The organism is Ruminiclostridium josui JCM 17888 (assembly GCF_000526495.1).
In the GTDB taxonomy this organism is placed as follows: domain Bacteria; phylum Bacillota; class Clostridia; order Acetivibrionales; family DSM-1351; genus Ruminiclostridium; species Ruminiclostridium josui.
The window spans coordinates 1,889,854-1,913,258 of record NZ_JAGE01000001.1; the positions used below are offsets into that span (position 1 = coordinate 1,889,854).

Below are 23,405 nucleotides of genomic sequence, written 5' to 3' on the forward strand. Positions count from 1 at the left end.
TTTTCCTCCTAGGTGTGTACTTTGCAACAGCGTTTTGAAGGCAGGAGTGCCAATATATATTTGTGAGAAATGTGTCGGGGAGATAGATTATTATAAAAATTCAATCCTATCATTAAATCTTCCCGTTGAAATACAAAACTATTGTGATGGCATACTCTGTGTGGGAAGATATTCAGATTCCTTGAAAGAGGCTTTGAGAAGGTTCAAGTTCAGCAATAAGCCGTCATATTATAGAGCGTTTGGAAAACTATTGGCTTTAAAGATAGAAAGTACAGGTCAAAAGGCCAATTTTGACATGATTGTTCCCGTTCCATTATATAAGAGCAGACACAAGCAGAGAGGCTACAATCAGGCAGAACTAATGGCAGAGCAGATTTCAAAAACATTAAAGGTGCCTTGTGAGAAAAATCTTTTAATCAAGACTTCTCCTACAAAGAGCCAAAGTGCTCTAAAAAGGACCGACCGTTTATTAAATCTCGAAGATGCATTTATGGTTGTTAGTGATGGAGTAGCAGCTAACAAAAACATATTATTAATTGATGATATCGTGACAACAGGAAGTACGCTTAATCAATGTTGTAAGGCATTAAAGCAGGCTGGTGCCAAAAGGATTATAGCGGGGGTTATTGCAACTACAAGAAATTATTGATACTGTTTTTTAACTTCAATTTGAGTATAATTGTTTGGGGAGGGATAGACATGCCAGATTTGAGAAACTGCAGAAGATGTGGCAGGATGTATAATTATATTGGCGGTGCTCCTATTTGTCAGGACTGTAAGAATGCCGATGAAGAAATTTTTAAAAAGGTAAAGGATTATTTGTATGATAATCCTGGTGCTACGCTGTCGCAGGTAGCTTTAGAAGTTGACGTGAGCGTGGAAAAGATAAAGTTGTTTTTGAAAGAGGGACGTCTGGAAATTACTGATGATTCAAACATAATTCTTGAGTGCGAAAGATGCGGTAAATCCATTAAGACAGGGAGATTTTGCAGAGAATGTCAAAACGAAGTCAGTATTGATTTGGCGAAAACAACCAAAAAGACTCAGCCAGATACATCAGAGCAATTAAGGGCAAATGGCATTGGAATGAGATACTTAAACAAAAAGATATAAAAAATGAACTCGCTGCGAGGGTATAATAATACTCTCGCTTTTTTAATGCGCTGAATTATTTTAAACAATACTAAATAAATTTGCTATTCTGTCGATAATAACTATATAGGTTGTATTTTATTGTGCACTTTAGAAAGTAGGTGTTTTAGATGAAGATTTCAGGTGACGTTTACAATGTTTCAAAGGTATACAACACTCAGAACCATGTAGGAGCGGTTAATCAGGTGAACTCTGTTAAACCTAAAAAGGATGTTATATCTATTTCAAATAACGCAAAGGATCATCAGGTTGTATTTAAGGCACTCAAGGATGTTCCTGACGTTAGGCAGAACAAAATAGATGAGTTTAAAGAAGTGTACCATTCCGGAACATACAATGTGAGCGGACAGGAAATTGTAGAGAAGCTTGGAAAAGCGATGATAGATGAAAAAGCATAAAGAAAGTCTATCTAAAGGGAATGCTAAAGTTCGGAGGTACTGAATATGGATACAGGATTATTAAAAGAGTTAACGGATATTCTTAATAAGGAAAGCGATATCTACGAAACATTCTTAAAACTATCAAACAACAAGACAGATTTAATTGTGAGCGGCAATGTTAGTGAACTTGAAAATATCGTTAAAATTGAGCAATCGCTGATAATTAAGATAGCAAAGTTAGAAGACAAAAGAGAAAAGATTGTTGAATCCTTGTCCACAGTCCTTGGTAAAAACCCGAAGGAAATAACAATATCGGAGCTAACTTTGTGTATAGGACAGGAGGAAGCTGCGGAGCTTAAAGAATGTCAGGAAAAATTACTGAATAGTATAAACAGTTTGAAAGCTAAAAATGAGCTTAATTCAAAACTGATAAAGAATTCTTTGGAGTATATTGATTTTTCCATAAATATGATGACAAGTGTGGGTACTGTTACCAATAGTTATGGTAGTTCAGGAAACGCAGACGAGGTAAAAAAGAGAAATTTGTTTGACGTGAAACTTTAATCAGACAGAACAATGTTTTAGGGGGACAGCAAAATGGCTGTAGGATTTTCCAGTTATGAAATAGCACGATCCGGCTTAAGGGTTAGTGAGAGAGGATTGTTTGTTACAGGACATAACCTTTCAAATGTTAACACATTAGGGTTTACCAGGCAACAAGCAATTATTGAGACAAATCCATATATTACTGAATATGGCAATAACGGCAGATTACTTCAATATGGGTTGGGTGCCGATATCCAGGAAACAAGGCAGATTAGGCATACCTTTCTGGATATAGTATACAGACAGGAAAATACTATTCAGGGTTACTGGGATACCAGAAGTAAGGCGTTTCAGGACGTAGAAGCCATTCTGAATGACCCTATGGGGGATGGCCTTCAGGGGGTAATGAATAAATTCTGGGACTCTTGGCAGGAACTGAGCAAAGAGCCTGAGAGCCTCACTGCAAGGGCAATGGTAAGACAGAGAGGGCAGGAACTAGTATATTATTACAATCACATAGGAAGTCAGTTGGACAAACTGCAAAACGACCTAAATATGGAAATTCAGGTTCGTGTTAATGAGATTAATAGTATAACAAGTCAGATAGCAATGCTTAACACGCAAATATCTGCACAGGAAATAAACGGAGACAAGGCCAACGACTATAGAGATCAAAGGAATCTTTTATTGGATCGTCTCTCAATCCTGTGTGATGCAGAAGTAAATGAGATGCAGGATGGTCAGGTGGATGTAACTCTAGGAGGTTACTATCTAGTTAACGATGGACAATCAAGGAATCTTTATGTTCAGGCAAATGCAGAAGATGGCGAGTTTTTTTATCCAAAGCTTGAAGGGACTAATATTAAAGTAAATGTAAAGAGCGGGATTTTAAAGGGGTTACTGGAAGCCAGGGGAGAGGTTCCTGGAATTAAGGGAAGCACAGAAAATGGAACTCCCAATTATAAAGTAGATTTGACTTTTGCAATAGATATTTCTGATGGAAACGATTTTGATAATTTAAGAGATTCATTATCAACATATATAAATGAGCTAAAAAAGTCCGGTTTGGACTATAATATAAGATTTATAACCATGGGAGCTACATCCGATGTTTATGGAAAGATTTATGATAAGAACAATATCGATGATATGTTAGCTGATTTGACGGCAAGCAATTTATTAGAGGCGGATACAACAATAAGTGACGGTAGCTTTAAAGGGCTAATAGATGAACTGACTGCCTTAAATAATGCGCCGACGGGATTCAGAGAAGATGCAAAGAAGTATACTTATGTATTTACAAATAAAAGTATTGATGGCGATTCTGGGACCGCACTAGGTGATGCTACAGCCTATATAAATAGTTTAAAAAGCATGGGAATGAAAGTAAGTGTAGTAACAGATACTGCTTATGCAGATAATGGTTTGCCTGATGGGTTAGGTAACCCGGAAGCCGGATGGTCAGTTATTACAGCAGGAACTGGCGGAAATCTGATGGACATAAATAATGATTTGGCAGGCTATGAGAGTATGCTAAAAGACTGGAGTGATAATTTAGTTCAGACAGTAAAAGATGCACTCGGAAATATACCTCCATCATTAAATATAGTATCTGATGTAAAAATTAAGTTGAATGCGATGTTAAATAGAATGGTTAATGAAATAAATGCTCTTCAGATGTCGGGTATGACTTTGGATGGCAAACCAGGGGTAGCATTCTTTGACGTTATAGACAGTAACTATCCAATGGAGATGGGGAATCTTAAGTTAAGTGATGCCTTGCTGAGTGATAACGGACTAAATAATATAACGGCGGCAAAGACAACTGCAAAAGGTGATAATACAGTAGCCAGACAGATTGCTAATCTAAGAGATGTAGACATACTGGTTAATAGTACGGGAAGAGTTAGTATTGATGAATATTATAGAAACCTTATTCTTGAAATTGGAAATGGTGGCATGGAGGCTGACAGAATTGCCGCCAATCAGGCAACCGTGGTAAAGGCCGTTGATGCTCAGCGAAATGCAATTTCGCAAGTATCAATGGATGAAGAAATGTCAAATATGATGAAGTTTAAGTTTGCATATGATGCTTCTTCTAGAGTGCTTAATATAATTGACTCAATGATGGAAACCATTATTACATCAATGGGTAGGGTAGGAAGATAAGTATATTATACGAAGAAATGGGTGAAATGGAATGCAGCAAAGCTTTTTTGGTTTAAATATTGCATTAAGCGGGCTTTATACCGCACAACGAAATCTGGATGTTGTAGGTCATAATCTTTCAAATGCAACGACACCCGGGTACTCCAGACAGCAGTCTATACAAAGTGCATCCAACCCTTTGGCGGTTATGGATGGAACAGGTATGGTGGGTACGGGCTCACAGGCAACCGGTGTACAGAGAATCCGTGATACTTATCTGGATTTCAAGTATTGGAGTGAGAATGTAGCTAACGGGGAGTGGAGCAAGAAGGCCGAGCTCATGAATGAAATTCAAATTACCTTTAATGAACCATCTCAGAGTGGGTTTGTTAAGATAATGGATGGATTTTTTGATTCATTGCAGGAACTTTCAAAGGATCCTTCAAGTGGAGCTGCACGTGCGTTGGTTGTTCAAAAAGCTACCACATTGGCAAAATACTTCAACAGTACAGCTACTCATTTTGAACAGTTCCAAAATGATATAAATGACCAGGTTAAGATTGATGTTGATCAGATTAATATTATTGCTTCCCAAATTCAGCTTCTAAACAAACAGATTTATAACTATGAGCTGACAGGGGATACTGCTAATGACTTAAGGGATTCAAGAACCCTGTTGGTTGACCAGCTTTCAAAGCTTGCAAATATACAGGCTAAAGAAGTTACTTACGGCAAACTTCCCAATGGAGATGACGATATACATTTCCAGATTACATTAGGGGGTAAAACACTGGTAGATCATTTCAGTGTAACTAAACTTACTGTAGTTCAGAGAAGTACAAAACTTAATGAGGAAGATATAGAGAACCTATATGATATAAAATGGGAAGACGGTAACAGTGTAAACATTACGGGGGGCGAACTTCGTGGGTTGTTGGATGTAAGAGACGGTAAGGATGGAATAGATGGAACGCCTATATACAAAGGAGTTCCTTACTATCAAAGAAAGTTAAATGAATTTGTACGTACATTTGCTATAGCATTTAATGAAGGGTATACAAAAATAGATTCTGGCTATGCCCATACTGTGGCAGGACATGTAGACGGGTATGGGTACGATGGGGATTTAACAGATGCTAATTCTGCACCTACAGGTATAAGATTTTTCACAATGTTAGGAGTGGGGGATACACCTATAAGCAGTGCGGACTTAATAGCGGGTGTTACTGCAAATATAACAGATCCTGATTATATAGATCAAGTTGCTGAACAGTATAATAAGATAACTGCAAAAAACTTTAGTGTCAGCAGTGACATAATAAACGATGCAAATAATATTGCCACATCTGATGCAGACGGACAAAATGGGAATACCAATATACTTAAAAAATTAATGGGTATCAGATCAAACCAGAGTCTTTTCAAGGAAGGTGCTCCGGAAGATTTTATGAAGTCCTTGGTAGCTGGCATGGGAATAGATGCACAACAAGCTGAGACCTTTGCCAAAACACAGGAAGCATTAGTAAAGCAGGTTGACAACAGAAGAATGTCAGTATCCGGTGTTAATTTAAATGAAGAAATGACAAATATGGTTAGATTTCAGCAATCATATAATGCAGCAGCTAGAATGATTGTAACTATGGGTGAAATTTACGATACACTTATTAATAAGTTAGGAGTGGGCTAAAAATGAGAATAACAAATAATATGCTGGTTTCAAATATGTTAACGGCCTTGGGAAATAACGAAAGCCGTATGATGAAGTATCAAAATCAATTAAATACCGGAAAGAAGATTCAGCTCCCTTCAGATGATCCTATTGTTGCTGCCAGAGCGTTAAAATTGAGAACAGATGTTTCGAAGATAGAGCAATATCAGAAAAATCTGGGGGATGCTAAATCATGGGTTGATGCTACGGATACTGCTTTGGCACAAATCGGAGATATACTAAAACGAGCTAAGGAACTTGCTACTCAAGCAGCAAATGGTACTAATTCCCCAACAGAAACCGGGAATATAGGCGAAGAAATGAAGCAGTTAAAAATTCAGCTTGTGCATATTGCTAATACAACTTACAGCGGAAGATATATGTTTTCCGGATTTAAAACAGATCAAAAATTAATAAATGATGATGAAAGTAGTCCTGATTTCGGGAAATTTGAAATTGATGTTAATACCATAACAGAAAAAATTCAGTTTGAAATTGGTGAAGGTGATAATATAAATATAAATGTTTGCGGAGGAGATATTTTTAATCTTGGTGGTAATGCAGCTGATGGGGTTGAACCTGCAATGATGGCACTTTTCACCAATATTATTACCGAAATGGAAGCAGGAGATAATGATGGAGTAAGAAGCCTACTTAACCAGTTTGACGTACAGATTGATAACCTGTTAAGAGTCAGGGCAGATGTTGGTGCAAGACAGAATAGAATTGATTTATCAGAAGATAGAATGAGTAATGATTTAGTTAATATGACAGATTTGATGAGCAAGAATGAGGATGCAGACCCTGCAGAGACGATTATGAATCTAAAAATGGAGGAAAATGTGTATCAGTCCTCATTGGCTGGAGGAGCAAGAATTATACAACAGACACTGGTGGATTTCCTAAGATAATTAAAATCAGTGTGGATACAAGGATGTGAGATGTATGGGGCTTTCTATTCAAACGACACCCGCAAAAATCTCTATTGAGACAGTTAATTGCAAAATAGAACGTAAAAGTGAGATGGCAAGGCTAGAGCTAAAGCAAAAGCCGCCGGTAGTTAATATTAAAACTGAACTACCCAGAGTTTTGATTGACCAATATGAATGTTTTGCAGAAGAAGGATTGAAAAACAATTACGATTTGCTAAAAGAGCAGTCAGGTTATGCATATCGACATGTTATGGAGTATATTGCCAGAGTGGCACAGGATGGAGATGCTATGGCTAAAATCGGAAGAAAGGCAAACATAATGATTGATATTGCCCAAAGAAATTCCGTTACAACCCATGAATTTGGTATGGTTACAATGCCTATGGCAAGACCCAAAATTGACTACGTTGGTGGTACTGTTGAATTTGACCCGGAACCAATAAATGATATTGGGATGAGAAATGGGGTAATAGGAACATATATTCCGCCCCATACAGAATTTAATTACACTCCTGGAAAAGTTTATACAAAAATGGAATCATACGGCTCCATAGAAATTAAATATACAGGCAATAATGTAGATAATTATATTTAGGCATTATTGCCTTTTTACTTATCCACAAAAGCGGTATAATAAGCTAAATAGAAAATATTTTGGAGGAGTAAATATGCTGGTGAAAACAACGCACTTTGGTGAAATTGATATAAAAGATGAGGATATAATTGAATTTGATGAAGGTATTGTTGGATTTGAGGATATACACAGATATGGGATTATTAAAAATCAGGATTCTGACTCGCCATTTAGTTGGATTCAGGCTATAGAAAAGCCAGAGCTTGCATTTGCTATAGTTGATCCCTTTGCCATAAAGAAAGACTATGATTTTGTATTGAATGACGAATATGTTAAGGCTTTGGAAATAGAAAATCCTTCACAGGTTAATGTGTTTGCAATTGTAGTAGTTCCGGAGGATTTGAAAAAAATGAGTATGAACCTCAAAGCTCCTGTGATTGTGAACAAAGAAAACAGAAAAGCTGCACAGGTCATATTGGATACAGATGAGTATACCGTTAGACATTATATAATGGATGAGCTCCAGAAACAGGAGGTGTAGCATGCTGGTATTATCAAGAAAAAAAGACCAGTCACTAATGATAGGCAATGATATTGAGCTTACAATCATAGAGATACAAGGTGATCAGGTTAAATTAGGCCTAAAGGCTCCTAAGAACATATCCATATACCGTAAGGAGCTGTACCTTGAAATACAGGAAGAAAACAAAAAGGCCGCTGCCGCAGATGTTGTGGAATTTGATTCCATATTCAAAAAATAGTACTCAACACTAAAAAAGTTTAAAGTTTTTTGATTTTAACTATAAAGTATTTTTAAAAAAGTACGATATATTAATTAAGCAGGAAGGTCATACGCTATAAACCGGCCGGATAGGCGGAGGGCAGGCCTGCATACCATTCGGGAAAGGACTCCCGGAAATAAATTATAATCATGGAGGATTTATATTATGAGAATTAATCACAATATTGCTGCAATGAACACTTACCGTCAGTTGACAAACAACACAGGCGCAACTAGCAAAGCTTTGGAAAAATTGTCATCAGGTCTTCGTATCAACCGTGCAGGTGATGATGCTGCTGGTTTGGCAATCAGTGAAAAGATGAGAGGTCAGATCAGAGGTTTGGATCAAGCATCAAGAAACTCACAGGATGGTATCTCAATGATACAGACAGGTGAAGGTGCTTTGGCTACAGTTAGTAACATACTTGTTCGTATTAAGGAGCTTGCTGTTCAGGCTGCAAACGGAACTTATGATGCAACAAATGACTTGGAAAGAATCCAAGAAGAAGTAACAGAACTTGCAAATCAGGTTACTGACATTAAGACTAATACAAAGTTTAATGGTATCGCTTTACTTGATGGTGCTGGTGATGACATTATTCTTCAGGTAGGACAGGAAGATTCACAAACTCTGACACTTGCTAAGACAAGTACTGATCTTACTGCTGTTGAAACTGCTGTAAAAGGTTATGACTTGAAAACTCAAGCGGGTGCAACTGCTGCATTAGGTACTATCGAAGATCAGATCAATGCAGTAAGTAAAATTCGTTCTTACTTTGGAGCAAACCAGAACAGATTGGAATACAATATAAACAATTTGGATACTTATAGTGAAAATCTGTCTGCTTCTGAATCACGTATCCGTGACGTTGATATGGCTAAGGAAATGATGGAATTCACAAAACAGAATATTCTGTCACAAGCAGCTCAATCAATGCTTGCACAAGCAAATCAACAGCCACAGGGTGTTCTTCAATTACTCAGGTAATTAGTTTTCTGCAACTGACGAAGAGCCGGGGGAAATATGCCTCTGGCTCTTTATTTTATATTCGGTTCTATGTCAATAGTTGGGGTAGAACAGTAAACTGAAATTTTTATTTAAAGAGCCAATTGCTTAACAGGTGATTGGTTCTTTTATGTTTGTAAGGTATGTAGGATTCTACGTCTGAAATTATCGAAGTTCCTATACCCATATGCAATACGCTTAATAACCTTTATTGTATTGTTAATACCTTCGGTAAAACCATTAGAATAAGGGCAGATGAAAGCGTTTAAAATATAAGGTTCCCAGTTTTTTAACATTGTCAAACAAGCTTTAAATTCGGGTATATCAGCAACATATGCGTGCATACGAAATTCTCTTAAAATTTTAGTTGCCTGAAAGTACTTTCGGGAGTTTAGAAGGTTTTGAATATCCGATTAACTGGAGCCACCTATTAACAGTGGAAGGTGAAATCCCAAGAGATGAAGCAATATCCTTTTGAGAGCGTTTACTTTCCAGTTCATTAATAGAATAAGCAGTTAAACGGCTACTAAGCCTATGAAACTTAGGTAATAATCCGTTAGTTTCATAAAAACGCTTATTGCAGTAAGGACAACAATAACGGCGTTTAGAATAAAGCCATAAAAGTTTTTTTCCAAAGGCAGGAACGTCTTTTACTTTTTGAGTTCTATAGTCGTGTACTTTATCAGTAATTCTTCCACAGTCAGGACAAATATGAGGCCGACGTTGTAATTTAAAATGTTAATACTTCCTATGTCTAGTAGTTTTGAGATATAATCATTTTGAGGCATAAACTTTCTCCTTCTTGAAAAATGTTGTGTGGTAACTTCAGTTTACAAGAATTTGAAGCATTATGCCTCACTTTTTTTATTTTTTACCCCAATGTTTAGTATAGAACCGATCATAATACAATTTTTCTTAACGATATTGCAAAGCAATTAAATGAAAAGAACTGCAATACTCTGGCGTATATGACTATTTTGATAAAAAATTAATTATATAGAAAAATATAGCTGACCCCAAAAACTGCTAAATACATATAGGATTTTTTCCGATAAAAATAACAGAAGAGTTTTTGGGGGTGCAGGTATGAAAATAGATGGCAGTGAATTAATGACTAATAGTCAAAGCAGTAATACAGAGATTCAAAAAATAATAAGTACAGTAGGCAAATCAGATAGGACGTTGACAGCTACAAAGTCAATTTCCCAAATAACAGATTATGATAAAGACTACATGCCTGTCTCTGAGAGAGTGGTTATAGAAGCGATACAAAAAGCAAATAAGGCAATTTCCGGTGGCAACAGAAGGTTTGAATTTTCTATTCATGAAAAGACAAATGAAATAGTTGTTAAGGTATTTGACTCAGATACAAACGAACTGATTCGTGAGATTCCTAATGAAAAGGTTTTGGATATGGTAGCGAAGATGTGTGAGATGGCCGGCATATTAGTTGACGAAAGAAGGTAGAGATATGAATATTAACAGTTCCTCAAACACAAATGGAGTTGCGGGTGCTACAAATTACTCAAGACTGACCGGACTGATATCAGGTTTTGATACTGATGCTTTGGTAAGGGCAGCCCTTTCAGGGGAACAGGCTAAGATAGATAAGATAAAGCAAAGCAGAGAATTAAATTTGTGGATGATTGATGCATATAGAGACGTTACATCATCCCTTCAGAGCTTTTATAATCAATTTTTCGATAGTCTTACTTCAACCACTAATTTAAAATTGGCATCTACATTCTCCAGTTATACCGCTACAATGGCAGCAGGCAGTTCCTCTGATGTTATTAGTGTAACTGCAGGAAGTGGTGCTAAAGCAGGGGTATATTCATTATCAGATATTGTTGCAGCCACATGTGCACGTATATCTACGGGAGCAAATGTAACTAAGACTGTTGAAACAGGGGTAATTTCTCAGACAGATTTAGATACAATAAAAAGTTCCAGCTATAATAACATTTTTAGAATAACCTTAAATGGTAAAACCGTAGATATAAAATTGGATAATGATTCGGGTGAAATATCTAGTGTAGATAATTTGGTTTCACAACTTCAAAGTAAATTAAACAATGCCTTTGGAACGGATTCTTCAGGCAATGGTAAAATAAAAATTGAAAATAACGGTGGTAGGCTTAGATTTACTACTCTTAGGAACACGGATACTTTTTCAATAGGAACTGTCAATAATGAAGGAGCAGGAAAATTGTTCAGCACAGTACCATCCGATACTACTCCTTTTGAATTAAATGGGACAAATAATCAATTTGAGTTAACTATTGGAAACACTACAAAAACTGTGACTGTACAGCCACTTAACGGAAACTCAACTTTTACAAGTGCAGATGATTTGAAAGCTGCAATTCAAAACGGTATTGATGCTGCGTTTGGAGCCGGAGCAGGTGTAACTGCCGACATTAAGAATGGAAAAGTTTTACTTAAGTCTGATGTCGGTGTGACTTTTTCCACTGGATATACAGTTAATGGAGCAACTAATGCAATACTTCAGATTGATAGTTCTAATACTTCCAATAAGGTTGATTTAAATGCGAAGTTATCAAGTATAGGTGCAGGTTTTGCAGTTGATCCTTTTGAAAACTCTGACGGTACATCAATTAAAAATACAGATGGGACTTTTTCAAATAATATAGAATTTACAATAACAAGCTCTAAGGGAACGGCTACCTTTTCCTTTGACCCGACAACTACATCAATAAATGATATAATTAAAAAAGTAAATATGGATACTACTGCCAATGCAACTATGAGCTATGATGTTACTACAAATAGCTTTAAAATACAGGCTAAGGATACAGGTGCTACATCTAAGCTTGATATAGTTGATACTGCTGGAGGATTTATGTCATCATTGGGACTTGCCGGTACAGGCGCTGTCGGAACTGATGCAAGTGTAACTGTTACAGGTGAGGACGGAACCTCCATGACTATAGTAAGGCCTAATAATTCATTTACTTATGACGGGCTTACCTTTAATATTTCTAAAGACTTACCCGCAGGTGCAGACCCTATAAAAGTAACCGTTGCAAGTGATACAAGTAAAACCTTTAATACTATTAAAAGTTTTGTGGAACAATATAATGCCTTAATTGATAAGTTGAATACAAAAATAAGTGAGAAAAAAGACCGTAGTTATACACCTTTAACTGAGACTCAAAAGGCGTCCATGACAACTGATCAGATAGAAAAGTGGGAAGCTAAAGCTAAAACAGGTTTGCTAAGCGGAAATTCTGATATACAGAACACCTTGGACAGATTAAGAGCTGCTTTATATGACTCGGTAGAGGGTGTGGGTTTAAGTTTATATTCTATAGGTATAACTACATCCAACGATTATCGTCAAAAAGGTAAACTCGTAATAGATGAATCAAAGTTGAAGGAAGCGCTGGCTAATAATCCAGAAGAGGTTGCAAATCTTTTTACGGCCACTTCTGATAAATCTTATTATAAGGCTTCCGGTGATTATGCACTAAAAAGCGAAAGGTATAAAGAATCCGGACTTGCAGACAGGTTCTCTGATATTATACAGGATGCAATCAGAACTACACCTGATGCAAAGGGCAATCTTGGTTCATTAATAATGAAAGCCGGCCAAGTGGGTGATGCATCAGAGTATACTAATTCATTAATAAAGGAGATTACGGGCTTTGATAAAACTATAGCTGAATTAAATCAAAAGCTCACTTCTAAGGAAAATATGCTATATGCAAAGTATGCAAATATGGAAAAAATGCTAAGTCAAATGAGTGCTCAATCGAACTGGCTTGCATCCCAATTTAGTTCCTGACAATAAATAGAGACTAGTGAACAGCAGGAGGTTGCTAATAATGGTAAACAATGGTTATAACCAGTATAAGGAAAATTCGGTATATACAGCCACTCCAGAGGAGTTGACTCTGATGCTGTACAATGGTTTAGTTAAATTCATAATGCAGGCACAGGGTGCTATTGACGAAAAGAACATTGAAAGAGCCAATAACTCAATTATTCGTGCCCAGGATATAGTTAGGGAATTCCAGGTGACTTTGGATATGAAATACGAAGTGTCCAAACAGCTAGGTAGTGTATATGATTACATGTACAGAAGATTGATTGAGGCAAACATGAAAAAAGATAAAGAAATTCTGGAAGAAGTTCTGGGAATGGCAAAGGATCTCAGAGATACATGGACTAAGGCTATGAAGCTTGCTAGAAGGCAAATTTCATCTACGGAGCAAATTGCAAGGTAAATATTGAATAGTTTAAGCACCTCGCACACAATTATATATTTAGTGCGGGGTGTATTTATATTAATTACAAAGCTTTGGAGGAGAATAATGACACCTGAACAATATATTCAAAAACTTACTGATTTGTCTTTGAAAAAGTTAGACAATATGAAAAAAATTTTAAACCTTACCAAAAAACAGTTTGAAGTAATTACTGAAGATAGCATAAATGAGCTGCAATCGCTAATTGATTTGAAGCAGAAATTAATAGATGAAATTAACGAGTTGGATGATGCATTTGAAGTATATTATTCAAGGCTGAAATCCATCCTTGGAATAGAGAGTATGGAAGAAGTAAGCATATCTAAGTATAATGAAGCTGTAAAACTGCAACAGACTATTAGAGAAATATTTGATACAGCAAAAAAAATACAAACGACTGAAAATGAAAATAACTTGAAGGCTCGAGGTGTTCTGGACAGTCTGGGAGGACAAATAAGGCAAATAAAGCAAGGTAAAATAGCAAACAGTGGTTATAATATTGGAGGTAAAATACCTCAGCAGTCATATTATTTTGACACAAAAAAATAAATAATACTTAAAATAAAGTGCACCCAATTTTACAAGGTGTACTTTTTACATATATAGGGTTAAATTCCTTATTATACCTCTGGTTAACATAAATTACAAGACTGCACTTTGTTTGGGTATTAGTATATAATGATACAAAAATATACAAAATACTGAAAGGATGTTAGTACAAATGAGATTAATAAACAAGTTAAAACTTTTAAGTGCAATGGTTTTTATGTTAGTCATTGTAGTTTCAAGTAGCATGGTATTTGCAGCAGACCCAAATACCTGGACCACAAAGGCACCCCTCAATACTGTAAGATATAATCATGAAGCAGTAGTTCTAAACGGACAGATATACGTTATTGGAGGAACTGCATATTCTACGCTAAGCTCAGTAGAACAGTATGATCCTGCTACTGATACCTGGACCACAAAAGCACCCATGTCAGTGGCAAGAGAAGGTCATCAATTAGCAGTAATAGGCGGTAAAATATATGCAGTAGGAGGCGGGGCTACCGATTTAAAATCAGTTGAAGAATATAATCCTGAAACCAATACATGGACAACGAAGGCCTCTATGGCATATGGAAGGGATGACCTTGCAACAGTCGTTTTAAATGGTAAAATATATGCAATAGGAGGAAGTCAACTTACCTCGGTGGAGGAATATGACCCTGCAAATAACATATGGGTAACAAAGGCTCCAATGTCTGTTGGCAGACAACAGTTTAAAGCAGCTGTGGTAAACGGGAAAATATATGCTATAGGTGGTTACAACAGTACGGGCAAATATCTCAATTCTGTAGAAGAGTATGACCCTGTAACTGATACCTGGACAACAAAGGCTCCAATGTACAATAGTAGATCTAGCTTTAACATAGCTGTAATAAATGACAAAATCTATGTAATTGGGGGGGTTAATTCTGGAACTAATAATGTTTCAGCCTCAATAGAGGAATATGACCCTGCTAATAACATTTGGACATTGAAGACATCAATGCCTACAGGTGGAGGAAAAGCAGTTGTATTGAATAATAAAATATACATGGTCGGGGCTAGTGGCTCCAAAACGCTAGAATATGACCCTGCTACAGATAAATGGACTTACCTTGCACCTGTGCTGGCTGGTAGAACTGACTCCGGTGTAGCGGTAGTAAATGGTAAAATTTATGCTATAGGCGGAAGGTACGGAGGTGCTACTTTAAAATCCGTCGAAGAATACACCCCTACTAACACAGGCGACCCCGGAGATGGAGGCAGTGAAAATCCACCGGTTATTACAGGAAACAGTGCAATACTTGAATTGACAATGGTTAACGGAGTAATAAAGGAATACGATTTAAATGCCGCAGAGCTAGACAGCTTCTTAACTTGGTATGATAACAGCTCAACCGGTGTCGCACCAGCATATTACATATTTAATAAAAAGAACAATATCAAACCTTTCCTAAGTAGAAAGGAATATATCGCATATAGCAAGATAGCAAGCTTCGAAGTAAAGGAATATGCAGAATAATTCATATTCCAGTTAAGCTACCAGACCTTAAACAAAAAGTGCAGTTGTTAAATCACCGTTAAAATGGTTTAACAATTGCACTTTTTATATTATTTTTGTGCTGATTTTTTAGCTTCTTCGACACATTCATTGGAAAAATCAATTACTTGGTCTATATATTTATCCTGTGCAGACAAATAGCTTTCACCATATTCGGCGGCGCCAGAATTCCAATAGTGTGCCTGTACAGGACTTTTCCTTTTATACACTTCATAAATCAGCTTTGTATTATCAGAGGTACCGGGAATATCCTGAGCCCCATCAATTAAAAGTATGGGAGTTGGAATAATAAAAGGTACTTTTGATATTATATCCAGTGAATTGTCAATCTTTGAAATCTTTTTTACAGCAAATTTCACAGCCGGTTTAAAGGGGATGGCTGGCAGCAGTGTGGACGATTCTACTATATAATCAATATAATCATCAATATTTGAGTAAGGACTGTCTGCAATTACGCCAATAATACTGTCTCTATATGGAGTCTGTGTTAGTGCAGACAGGCACGAAGACGCTCCAGTAGAGAATCCCATTAAAATAATCTGTTCAGTAGACTTTTGATTAAGGTACTTTATACCGCTTAAAACATCAGAAGTCTCGTTTCTACCGAAGGTTGACATTGAACCGGATGAGTTTCCAGACCCTCTCAGGTCAAATGTCATTACATTAAATCCTTCTTTATTAAGACTTGCAATAAGCGGGAAGGTTTGTTCCTCGAATTGAAGCCTGTTTTTTCCATAGCCATGAACCATAAGCACAGTTTTTTTGGAACCACTGTATGGAAAAAACCAGCCGTTTATTTTTTCTTTGGATTCACCTACCGTAAAGCTGATATTATTATAGTCAGGTGCAATATTGGAAGATATTTGAGGCGTAGTAACCTTATTTGGATGGGTAATTTTCCATGCAGAAAAAAATGAAATCGCGGCTACAGCGACTAATAATAATACTAATATATAAATCACTGACAAAAAAATATTCTTTGGTAAAACACTTTTGCGTTCCGCATAGGCAACAGGAAAAAGCTGCATATGAACTATCCTCCATTTTTATATAATAATCAAACCCAAAGGGATACTTGTAGACTTACAGAAAAACCATATTGACTTATGAATTCCCAAGCTTTATTATATTTTTAATTATAAGGAATGTAAATACAATATCAGTAATTGTTAAAACATGTCTAAAGAAAGGAATTTGTGTTATGAGCCAGATTTGCAGCTGCTGTCCGAGACATTGCGGTGTTGACAGAAATAATGTAACGGGCTTTTGCGGTGTACCTGAACAGCCAAAGGTTGCCAAGGCCTTTTTGCATATGTGGGAGGAACCTTGTATCAGCGGTACAAAAGGGTCGGGAACAGTGTTTTTCAGCGGCTGTAATTTAAAGTGTGTATTTTGTCAGAACTATGAAGTTAGTCAGGAGGGTTATGGAAAGTCAGTTACCATAAGCAGACTACAGGAAATCTTCATGAATTTAATCGAAAAAGGTGCACATAATATCAATCTTGTAAACCCTTCACACTATACAAAGACAATTAAAGAAGCAATTCTGCCATTGAAACAGCAGGGCAGGATTAACATTCCCATAATTTACAATACAAATGGATATGATTCCCTTGAAAACCTACTGGATATGAAGGGTATAGTGGATGTGTATCTTCCAGATTTTAAGTATTTTTCAGAGAAAACGGCTATAAAATATGCGGCAGCATCGGATTATCCTGAAGTTTGCAAAAACGCAATTATCCAAATGCATAAACAGGTAGGTTCGCCGGTATTAGACTCCTATGGTATTATTAAAAAAGGACTTATTATCAGACATCTTATTTTGCCTGGACATGTTAAAGAGAGTATAAGTATTCTGGATTGGATATCTGAAAATCTTCCTCGAGATGTTTATGTATCCCTTATGAGCCAGTATACTCCTTATTATAATGCTGGAAATTTCCCTGAAATAAACAGACCTATTACAAGAAATGAATATAATAGGGCAGTTGAACACCTTTACAAGCTTGGACTAGAAGAGGGGTATGTGCAAGAACGTGAATCCTCAGACACACAGTATATTCCGGATTTCAATCTGGAAGGTGTATGAAAATTAGTAAAAAAAGATTGCAATTAAGAAAAATATGTTTTATAATTTTATTTGTCATTTCTATATTTTTCTATTTTATCTAAAAATATTTCAATCTTTATAAAAATTATTTATATGGGTGTATTCAATGCAGGACAATTATTTTCAATCTAAATATAAGTATATAAGGCAGTTAGGACATGGGGGTTGCGGAAATGTGTATCTAGCTGAAAACACAAAGCTAGGCAATTTCTGGGCTGTAAAGGAAATTCCAAAGGGCAGAGATTTCACCATCAGCGGTTATTTAGAGCCTGAGATATTGAAGAGATTAAATCACCCTGCACTACCTAGAATATGTGATGTATATGAGGATGAAGGGTGCATATATATTGTTGAGGACTATATAGAAGGAATTGGTCTCAAACAGTTTATTGATGAAAAAGGCAATGTCCATGAGAAAGAGGCAGCAGAATGGGGGATACAATTGTGCAGTGTATTGGATTATCTCCACGGTCAGAAGCCTGAGCCTATTATATATGGTGATATGAAACCTCAAAATATTATTTTGACAAAGGGAGAGACTATTAAACTCGTCGATTTTGGCATATCTTCTATGGTAACCGTATCCCAGAATAAACCTCCGGGTTTAGCAGAAACCGCTTTTATAGGAACAAAAGGTTATGCGGCTCCTGAACAGTATATGGGAGGCTCCTTATGTCCGGCAACAGACATTTATTCCCTGGGAATTACATTAATTCATCTTATCACAGGGATTGACCCAGTAAAGAATTATTCTTTCTATCAGGATAATAATTTCTTAAAGCACCTTTCACCTGAAATGAGCCAAATACTAAAAAAATGTGTAAACCCAAGGTCTGATTTAAGATACAGAACTGCAGAAGAACTTATGAAGGCCTTGAGACATTATCTACTGATGAGTTCCGACACTTTAGCTCAAAAAACTGATTATGTACAACTGCCACACATATTTTCTAAAGTAATTGCAATAACCGGAGTAGCCGGGACAGGTGTTTCTACACTTACAGTGGCAATGGCAGAACATACGGCCAAGTCCGGAAATTCGGTGTGTATAGTTGATTTGAGCAGTACTGGCGATTTGGATAAAATCTTTTTTGATTCTGATGAAAATTCTCAAATACCCATTCCCCAAAAAATTAAATCTAATATGTATTATTTTAGAATATATATAGAATCGTTTGCCGATTCGCCGGAAAGTGTCACTATATACAAGCTATTGGGACAGCTGCAGGAGAAATACAGATACATATTTATTGACGGGCATCCGGAGATTTTAAAGGCTATAGATACATATCTTGATAACATTTTTATTGTCTCAGACATGAATCCTATTAACATTTCTAAAATATTTCAAATTCTTGAAAGGATAGGTTTTGCAGAGAAAATAGTATCCAGAACTTCTTTTATAATCAATAAATTTTATAAAGGAGAATTAAGTTCAGATATACTTGTACACAGTGTTTTTAATAGCTCTGAATTTGCAGAACTAAGAGAACTGTTTGCAAAGCCGGAGATTTTTGAGGTTCCCTACAGTGAAAGGGTATACTTGAAATGGATGTACGGTTATTTTGAAAAATTAGCAGGGTTTAACGGTTTGCTATCTGATAATTTTAAAAAATCTATATCAAATATCATTTTACATAAAATCATTCCACACAGAAAGAAAAGTTTAATTAAAAAGGAGTAAAGGCTATGAGTAAAAGGCTTATTATAAAGACCGTACTTATCTGTATCGGTTTGTTTCTAATTACGGATTCTGCATTATTTGCATATATATTTACAAAATATCCTATTAATACCGAAAAGAAAATATCTGTTGTAGTGGCAACGACAGATATAAAAGAAGGAGTAGTAATAGAAGAACATTTTCTGAGGAAAAAAGAAGTTTATGCGTCAGGAGTAAGTGCTAATGTAGAAACGGAAATTAGCAATGTTGCAGGGAAAAGGGCAATTAATGATATACATAAGAACGATTTTATAAGGACATATGAGCTTCTTGATAAAAAGGAATGGTATAAGGATGATGAGAGAATCATTGTTCTGCCTGTTAGTATGGAGGATAGATTGGCTAATTTGATTAAAAAGGGTTCATATGTTGACGTAAGACTACAAAAAGAAACTGGTGATACAACAGAGGATATTTTATATAAAATCCAAGTAAAGGATGTATTAGACGATGCAGGTATAGCCTTAGATTCAAAATCCGCAGTCAACTCCAAAATTGCTTACTTAAAATTGGTTTTAGGCAAAGAGGACAGGGAAAAGATATATGCTGCGTCAAGAAACGGAAAACTTATCTATGAACTGTACTGTGATAGTACACAAAAATCAGGTGGGGAGGTTAATTGATGGGTAAAACGGCAGCAGTCTTATCAGAGGTCAAGAACTCTGGTAAGTCGGTTTTTACGTATATTATGGCAAACCAAATCAGGAGAATGGTATCACAGGATACAAAAATACTGGTTTGCTGTCTCAATTCCAAATTCAGCCTTCTTTATAAGCTGCTGGGTATAAATGAGTCTTCTCCAGGAATTGAGGAATTAATTAATATTCAAGAATCGGAATGTGGATATAACCCCGGGGAGCTGACAGATATTATTCCAAAATCAAATGGAATATACTTTCTGGGAAGCTATAATACTACAAATTCCTATGTTAGGCGTTATACAGACAGCTTTTCAGCACTTATTGACAATCTTGAAAAAACTTTTGATTTAATCATATTTGATACTGTTTCAAGTAAAGAAAATATTATGACAAATATAGTTTTTCAAAAATCCTTAATGCTCATAAATCTTTTCGTTCAGGATGCAGAAAGTGTGAATATGCTTAAATCCACTATGGAATACAAATCAGAACACAAGCAGAAAGAAGTATATCTTATGTCCAAGTATAGAAATATTTACCCCAGAGTAAGTGACATTAAGCGAAGGTTTTCTCTAAATAAGATATATAAGATGGACTATTGCACAACTTTGCAGGAGATGAAAAACAGAGATAGCCTTCATCTCTATTTACAAAGAGATACGGAATGCAATGATTCTGTAAAGCAGGTTTCCAAATATATTACTCAAGTGTTTAATCTTAAATTAATTGGTAAAGAGCAGGGGAGTAAAAAGGTTAATTATTTAAAAAGTATATTTGGCACAATTACGTAAACATATTTTACAAATTTAAAGGAGGTTAAACGGATGAGAATCTTACAAAAGTTATGTTTAAAGGAGTTAATGGACTATGTGGAAGAAGAATTAAGACTAAACGGACTTAATGGAATAAAAGAATCTCGGCAAGAAACCGCAGGTATCATTTTTGAAAATGCAAAACAGACTCAGAAACTTCTGGCTATGGACGGAAGCCCTAGGGCTAGGGAATTTATGCAAAACAGCATATATTTCTTACTTATAGAAAGGGGTGAAATCATTACTCAGGAAAATATTGATGGGCTATTGGAAGAGTATCATATAAATTATTATGAAAACATATATACGGGAGGAGATGAAAAATTAATATCAAAGCCAATTGACACAGAGCTTGCAGAGTACCTAAGTCGGTATTCCATAAATATAGACGATGATTTTGATATAAAGCTGCAGAAGCTTACTCAAATTATTTATCAGGAGTTATATGGATATGGCATACTTGATGAACTGATTTTCGACCCGGTACTTAATGAAGTAGCATGTACAAGGAGAGACTATATATGGCTCCAATACAAGGGTATCAAAAGACATATTCCTAATAAGGCTTTTTGCTTCGGCAGTGAGGAGAGCTATAGAAAATTAATAGAGAATAGATTGACATCAACTGCAAGAGAAGAAATGAATGCAGGAGCACCCCTTGTATATGCGGTTTTAAAAAACGGGGCGAGAGTAACTGCCCTGAGACCTCCATTATCAAAATACTATGTTGTAAATGTAAGGTTATTTGCACCCAAAACCCAGTTGATAAATTACAGAAATAGTTTTGTTGAAAACAGAATTGCCCGAATTATTGAACTTCTTGCGGGAAAGGGAAGAAGAAATGTAGCTATCATAGGTGAACAGGGTTCAGGAAAGACTACAGCGGCTGACGAGCTAATAATAAAGCAGCTTGATGCGGATATAAGTATAGGTTTGGCAGAAAATATACATGAACTGAATATCTCATCGAACTACCCGGGAAAAAATATAGTGGAATTGCAATATACAAAGGAATTTAAGCCATCGGATATAACAGAGGTTTTTTTCAGGCTAAACAGGGATATCGTGATATATGGTGAAGTCAGAAACTCATATGAGGCTTTTGAAATGATAAAGGCTATGCTTAGACAAGCCAGAGGAAGTCTTTTTACTTTTCATTCATCAAGTCCTAGACGCATGATCCATGACATAAGACAGTTGTTAATGCAGACAGGTTATTATACCGATTTTAGGGAGGCTCAGTTTGATGTAGCAGATGCGGTAGACCTTATAATACACATAAAACTGGACAGAGAGACGGGACAACGTTATGTATACAAGGTTTCAGAGGTTTTGGCTTGTGAAGAAAACATGACCTTTGAAATAAACGACCTTTTTGTTTTTGACATGGAAAGGGGAAAGTACATAACAACTAAGAATGGTCTTTCAAAGCAGCAGTTATTATCCTGCATGGAGTATGAATTTACAAAATCCGATGCAGAAGAATTGAGCAGGTTGTTTTGCGGGAGTAATTTCGACAGTGAATCTGGTGTCGCTGTGCCGGAGGGTGATACCCTATGAAGGACATAGAGATATTTTTGGGTATAATTTTAGACGTAATAAATGACTATCAACCTTATATTATTATGATTCTATTGGGACTGCTGCTTCTTTTGGCGGGTATAGGAACTTCTGTATATAAGGGAGTTTTAAAAGAAAATAAATATAAAATTAAAAAAACTAAGCCGGGAAGATTGGTTGAGTATTTAGAAATATTTACAAAAAAATTTCCACTAAAATATATTTCCAAAAGACTGGATAAGGTATTGGAATACCTGATTCTGGAGAAAACTACACAGAGAAAGCTTGTGGCAATATCTTCTGTTTTTATACCCATATTTGGTCTTTTGCTCTATCTCATAATTGAAGCAATTATGAAGCTTTGGTATACAAAGCTGATTGCACTTGTCTTATGTTTTATGGTACCGTACTATACCTTTACACTAGCTCTTGATTACATAAAATACAGTATAAAGCAAAGAATACCCTCCTTTATTGATTCCTTCAGAAGCGCCTTTGTTACGCACAACAGAATAAAACCCGCATTGCAGGAATGCTGTTCAAATGCCAATAAAAGTTTGTCTAGGATAATGCTAAGGGTATCGGACAGTTCAGATATCAATGACAGTCTTCGGGCTGTAAGGGATAAGATAAATGATACCTGGTTCAATATTTTTGTGACACTTCTTATAAATTACAGAGAGAATGGTGGGGAACTTATAAACCAGCTTTACAAGCTGAATAAGACAATAACCCGCTATAACAATATTGAGAAAAAGAAAAACAGGAGGCTTATCTGGTATGAATTTTTTACACTAGGTGCAAGTATATTCAGTCTGCCTGTAATTATGCTCATAAACAGAATGATTCTTGGAGCAAATATGAGGCTATATTACAATACAGCACAAGCAGCAGGAAAGATAGCAGTTTTTTCTCTTTCAGCTTTAATTATAGTGCGTGTACTTAGAAGACTATAAAAGGGAAGGGGGA

General features: G+C 36.1%; 25 protein-coding genes. 22 read left to right on the plus strand and 3 right to left on the minus strand.

Features of this window, described 5'->3' with window-relative positions:
• Nucleotides 1-46 precede the first annotated feature (46 nt).
• The 11 genes from K412_RS0108835 to K412_RS0108885 all read left to right on the plus strand — a co-directional run bounded on the left by K412_RS0108835 (nucleotide 47) and on the right by K412_RS0108885 (nucleotide 9,209).
• Entirely contained in the window at nucleotides 47-649 is a 603-nt protein-coding gene (locus K412_RS0108835) for a ComF family protein (protein ID WP_242835586.1), read from the plus strand.
• Nucleotides 650-699: 50 nt separating this feature from the next.
• The gene (locus tag K412_RS0108840; RefSeq protein ID WP_024832770.1) at nucleotides 700-1,113 is read left to right on the plus strand and encodes a MerR family transcriptional regulator; all 414 of its coding nucleotides are present in this window, start codon (nucleotides 700-702) and stop codon (nucleotides 1,111-1,113) included.
• A 149-nt stretch (nucleotides 1,114-1,262) separates the two neighbouring features.
• On the plus strand, nucleotides 1,263-1,550 hold the full coding sequence (locus tag K412_RS0108845) for a flagellar biosynthesis anti-sigma factor FlgM (protein ID WP_024832771.1): 288 nt from the start codon (nucleotides 1,263-1,265) through the stop codon (nucleotides 1,548-1,550).
• 45 nt (nucleotides 1,551-1,595) lie between these two features.
• Entirely contained in the window at nucleotides 1,596-2,096 is a 501-nt protein-coding gene (locus tag K412_RS0108850) for a flagellar protein FlgN (protein WP_024832772.1), read from the plus strand.
• A gap of 33 nt (nucleotides 2,097-2,129) precedes the next feature.
• A complete protein-coding gene (gene flgK, locus K412_RS0108855) occupies nucleotides 2,130-4,247 on the plus strand; it encodes a flagellar hook-associated protein FlgK (RefSeq protein ID WP_024832773.1) in 2,118 nt (705 codons plus the stop codon).
• 31 nt (nucleotides 4,248-4,278) lie between these two features.
• Nucleotides 4,279-5,913: a flagellar hook-associated protein FlgK gene (gene flgK, locus K412_RS0108860; RefSeq protein WP_024832774.1), complete on the plus strand. Its 1,635-nt coding sequence runs from the start codon at nucleotides 4,279-4,281 to the stop codon at nucleotides 5,911-5,913.
• A 2-nt stretch (nucleotides 5,914-5,915) separates the two neighbouring features.
• Nucleotides 5,916-6,845, plus strand: coding sequence for a flagellar hook-associated protein FlgL (gene flgL, locus K412_RS0108865; protein ID WP_024832775.1), 930 nt, complete (start codon nucleotides 5,916-5,918; stop codon nucleotides 6,843-6,845).
• A 34-nt stretch (nucleotides 6,846-6,879) separates the two neighbouring features.
• Nucleotides 6,880-7,461 carry a DUF6470 family protein gene (locus tag K412_RS0108870; protein WP_024832776.1) on the plus strand — a complete coding sequence of 194 codons (582 nt, stop codon included), beginning with the start codon at nucleotides 6,880-6,882 and terminating at the stop codon, nucleotides 7,459-7,461.
• Nucleotides 7,462-7,534: 73 nt separating this feature from the next.
• A complete protein-coding gene (gene fliW / locus K412_RS0108875; protein WP_024832777.1) occupies nucleotides 7,535-7,981 on the plus strand; it encodes a flagellar assembly protein FliW in 447 nt (148 codons plus the stop codon).
• 1 nt (nucleotide 7,982) lies between these two features.
• Nucleotides 7,983-8,201: a carbon storage regulator CsrA gene (gene csrA, locus K412_RS0108880; RefSeq protein WP_024832778.1), complete on the plus strand. Its 219-nt coding sequence runs from the start codon at nucleotides 7,983-7,985 to the stop codon at nucleotides 8,199-8,201.
• Nucleotides 8,202-8,387: 186 nt separating this feature from the next.
• Nucleotides 8,388-9,209, plus strand: coding sequence for a flagellin N-terminal helical domain-containing protein (locus tag K412_RS0108885; RefSeq protein WP_024832779.1), 822 nt, complete (start codon nucleotides 8,388-8,390; stop codon nucleotides 9,207-9,209).
• A gap of 146 nt (nucleotides 9,210-9,355) precedes the next feature.
• Here K412_RS0108885 and K412_RS20610 read toward each other — a convergent pair whose 3' ends face one another.
• Together K412_RS20610 and K412_RS23045 are read right to left on the minus strand one after the other, a co-directional pair.
• Nucleotides 9,356-9,634, minus strand: a complete 279-nt coding sequence (locus tag K412_RS20610; RefSeq protein ID WP_034847360.1) for a transposase — start codon at nucleotides 9,632-9,634, stop codon at nucleotides 9,356-9,358.
• A complete protein-coding gene (locus K412_RS23045; protein ID WP_081741802.1) occupies nucleotides 9,591-9,938 on the minus strand; it encodes a transposase family protein in 348 nt (115 codons plus the stop codon). Before K412_RS23045 ends, K412_RS20610 begins: the two co-directional genes overlap by 44 nt.
• 375 nt (nucleotides 9,939-10,313) lie before the next feature.
• On the opposite strand from K412_RS23045, the gene K412_RS0108900 reads away from it, so the two are divergent.
• The 5 genes from K412_RS0108900 to K412_RS0108920 all read left to right on the plus strand — a co-directional run bounded on the left by K412_RS0108900 (nucleotide 10,314) and on the right by K412_RS0108920 (nucleotide 15,548).
• Nucleotides 10,314-10,694: a flagellar protein FlaG gene (locus K412_RS0108900; protein ID WP_024832781.1), complete on the plus strand. Its 381-nt coding sequence runs from the start codon at nucleotides 10,314-10,316 to the stop codon at nucleotides 10,692-10,694.
• A 4-nt stretch (nucleotides 10,695-10,698) separates the two neighbouring features.
• Entirely contained in the window at nucleotides 10,699-13,035 is a 2,337-nt protein-coding gene (fliD, locus tag K412_RS20615; RefSeq protein WP_034847364.1) for a flagellar filament capping protein FliD, read from the plus strand.
• Between the two features lie 37 nt (nucleotides 13,036-13,072).
• Nucleotides 13,073-13,477, plus strand: coding sequence for a flagellar export chaperone FliS (gene fliS / locus K412_RS0108910; RefSeq protein WP_024832782.1), 405 nt, complete (start codon nucleotides 13,073-13,075; stop codon nucleotides 13,475-13,477).
• 87 nt (nucleotides 13,478-13,564) lie between these two features.
• A complete protein-coding gene (locus K412_RS0108915) occupies nucleotides 13,565-14,047 on the plus strand; it encodes a flagellar protein FlgN (protein WP_024832783.1) in 483 nt (160 codons plus the stop codon).
• Between the two features lie 172 nt (nucleotides 14,048-14,219).
• Nucleotides 14,220-15,548 carry a Kelch repeat-containing protein gene (locus K412_RS0108920; protein ID WP_024832784.1) on the plus strand — a complete coding sequence of 443 codons (1,329 nt, stop codon included), beginning with the start codon at nucleotides 14,220-14,222 and terminating at the stop codon, nucleotides 15,546-15,548.
• 89 nt (nucleotides 15,549-15,637) lie between these two features.
• On the opposite strand, the gene K412_RS0108925 is transcribed toward K412_RS0108920, so the two are convergent.
• Nucleotides 15,638-16,615: an alpha/beta hydrolase gene (locus tag K412_RS0108925; protein ID WP_024832785.1), complete on the minus strand. Its 978-nt coding sequence runs from the start codon at nucleotides 16,613-16,615 to the stop codon at nucleotides 15,638-15,640.
• A gap of 173 nt (nucleotides 16,616-16,788) precedes the next feature.
• Here K412_RS0108925 and K412_RS0108930 point away from each other — a divergent pair, with 173 nt between their 5' ends.
• The 6 genes from K412_RS0108930 (at nucleotide 16,789) to K412_RS0108955 (ending at nucleotide 23,392) form a co-directional block, all read left to right on the plus strand.
• On the plus strand, nucleotides 16,789-17,679 hold the full coding sequence (locus K412_RS0108930) for a radical SAM protein (protein WP_024832786.1): 891 nt from the start codon (nucleotides 16,789-16,791) through the stop codon (nucleotides 17,677-17,679).
• 127 nt (nucleotides 17,680-17,806) lie between these two features.
• Nucleotides 17,807-19,384, plus strand: a complete 1,578-nt coding sequence (locus tag K412_RS0108935; protein ID WP_024832787.1) for a serine/threonine-protein kinase — start codon at nucleotides 17,807-17,809, stop codon at nucleotides 19,382-19,384.
• Between the two features lie 5 nt (nucleotides 19,385-19,389).
• Nucleotides 19,390-20,046 (plus strand): SAF domain-containing protein, encoded by a 657-nt coding sequence (locus tag K412_RS0108940; protein WP_024832788.1) that lies wholly within the window; start codon nucleotides 19,390-19,392, stop codon nucleotides 20,044-20,046.
• Nucleotides 20,046-20,855, plus strand: coding sequence for a P-loop NTPase family protein (locus K412_RS0108945; RefSeq protein WP_024832789.1), 810 nt, complete (start codon nucleotides 20,046-20,048; stop codon nucleotides 20,853-20,855). The genes K412_RS0108940 and K412_RS0108945 overlap by 1 nt, the downstream gene beginning before the upstream one ends.
• Nucleotides 20,856-20,888: 33 nt before the next feature.
• On the plus strand, nucleotides 20,889-22,436 hold the full coding sequence (locus K412_RS0108950) for an ATPase, T2SS/T4P/T4SS family (RefSeq protein ID WP_024832790.1): 1,548 nt from the start codon (nucleotides 20,889-20,891) through the stop codon (nucleotides 22,434-22,436).
• Entirely contained in the window at nucleotides 22,433-23,392 is a 960-nt protein-coding gene (locus tag K412_RS0108955) for a type II secretion system F family protein (protein WP_024832791.1), read from the plus strand. The genes K412_RS0108950 and K412_RS0108955 overlap by 4 nt, the downstream gene beginning before the upstream one ends.
• The last annotated feature ends 13 nt before the right edge of the window (nucleotides 23,393-23,405 follow it).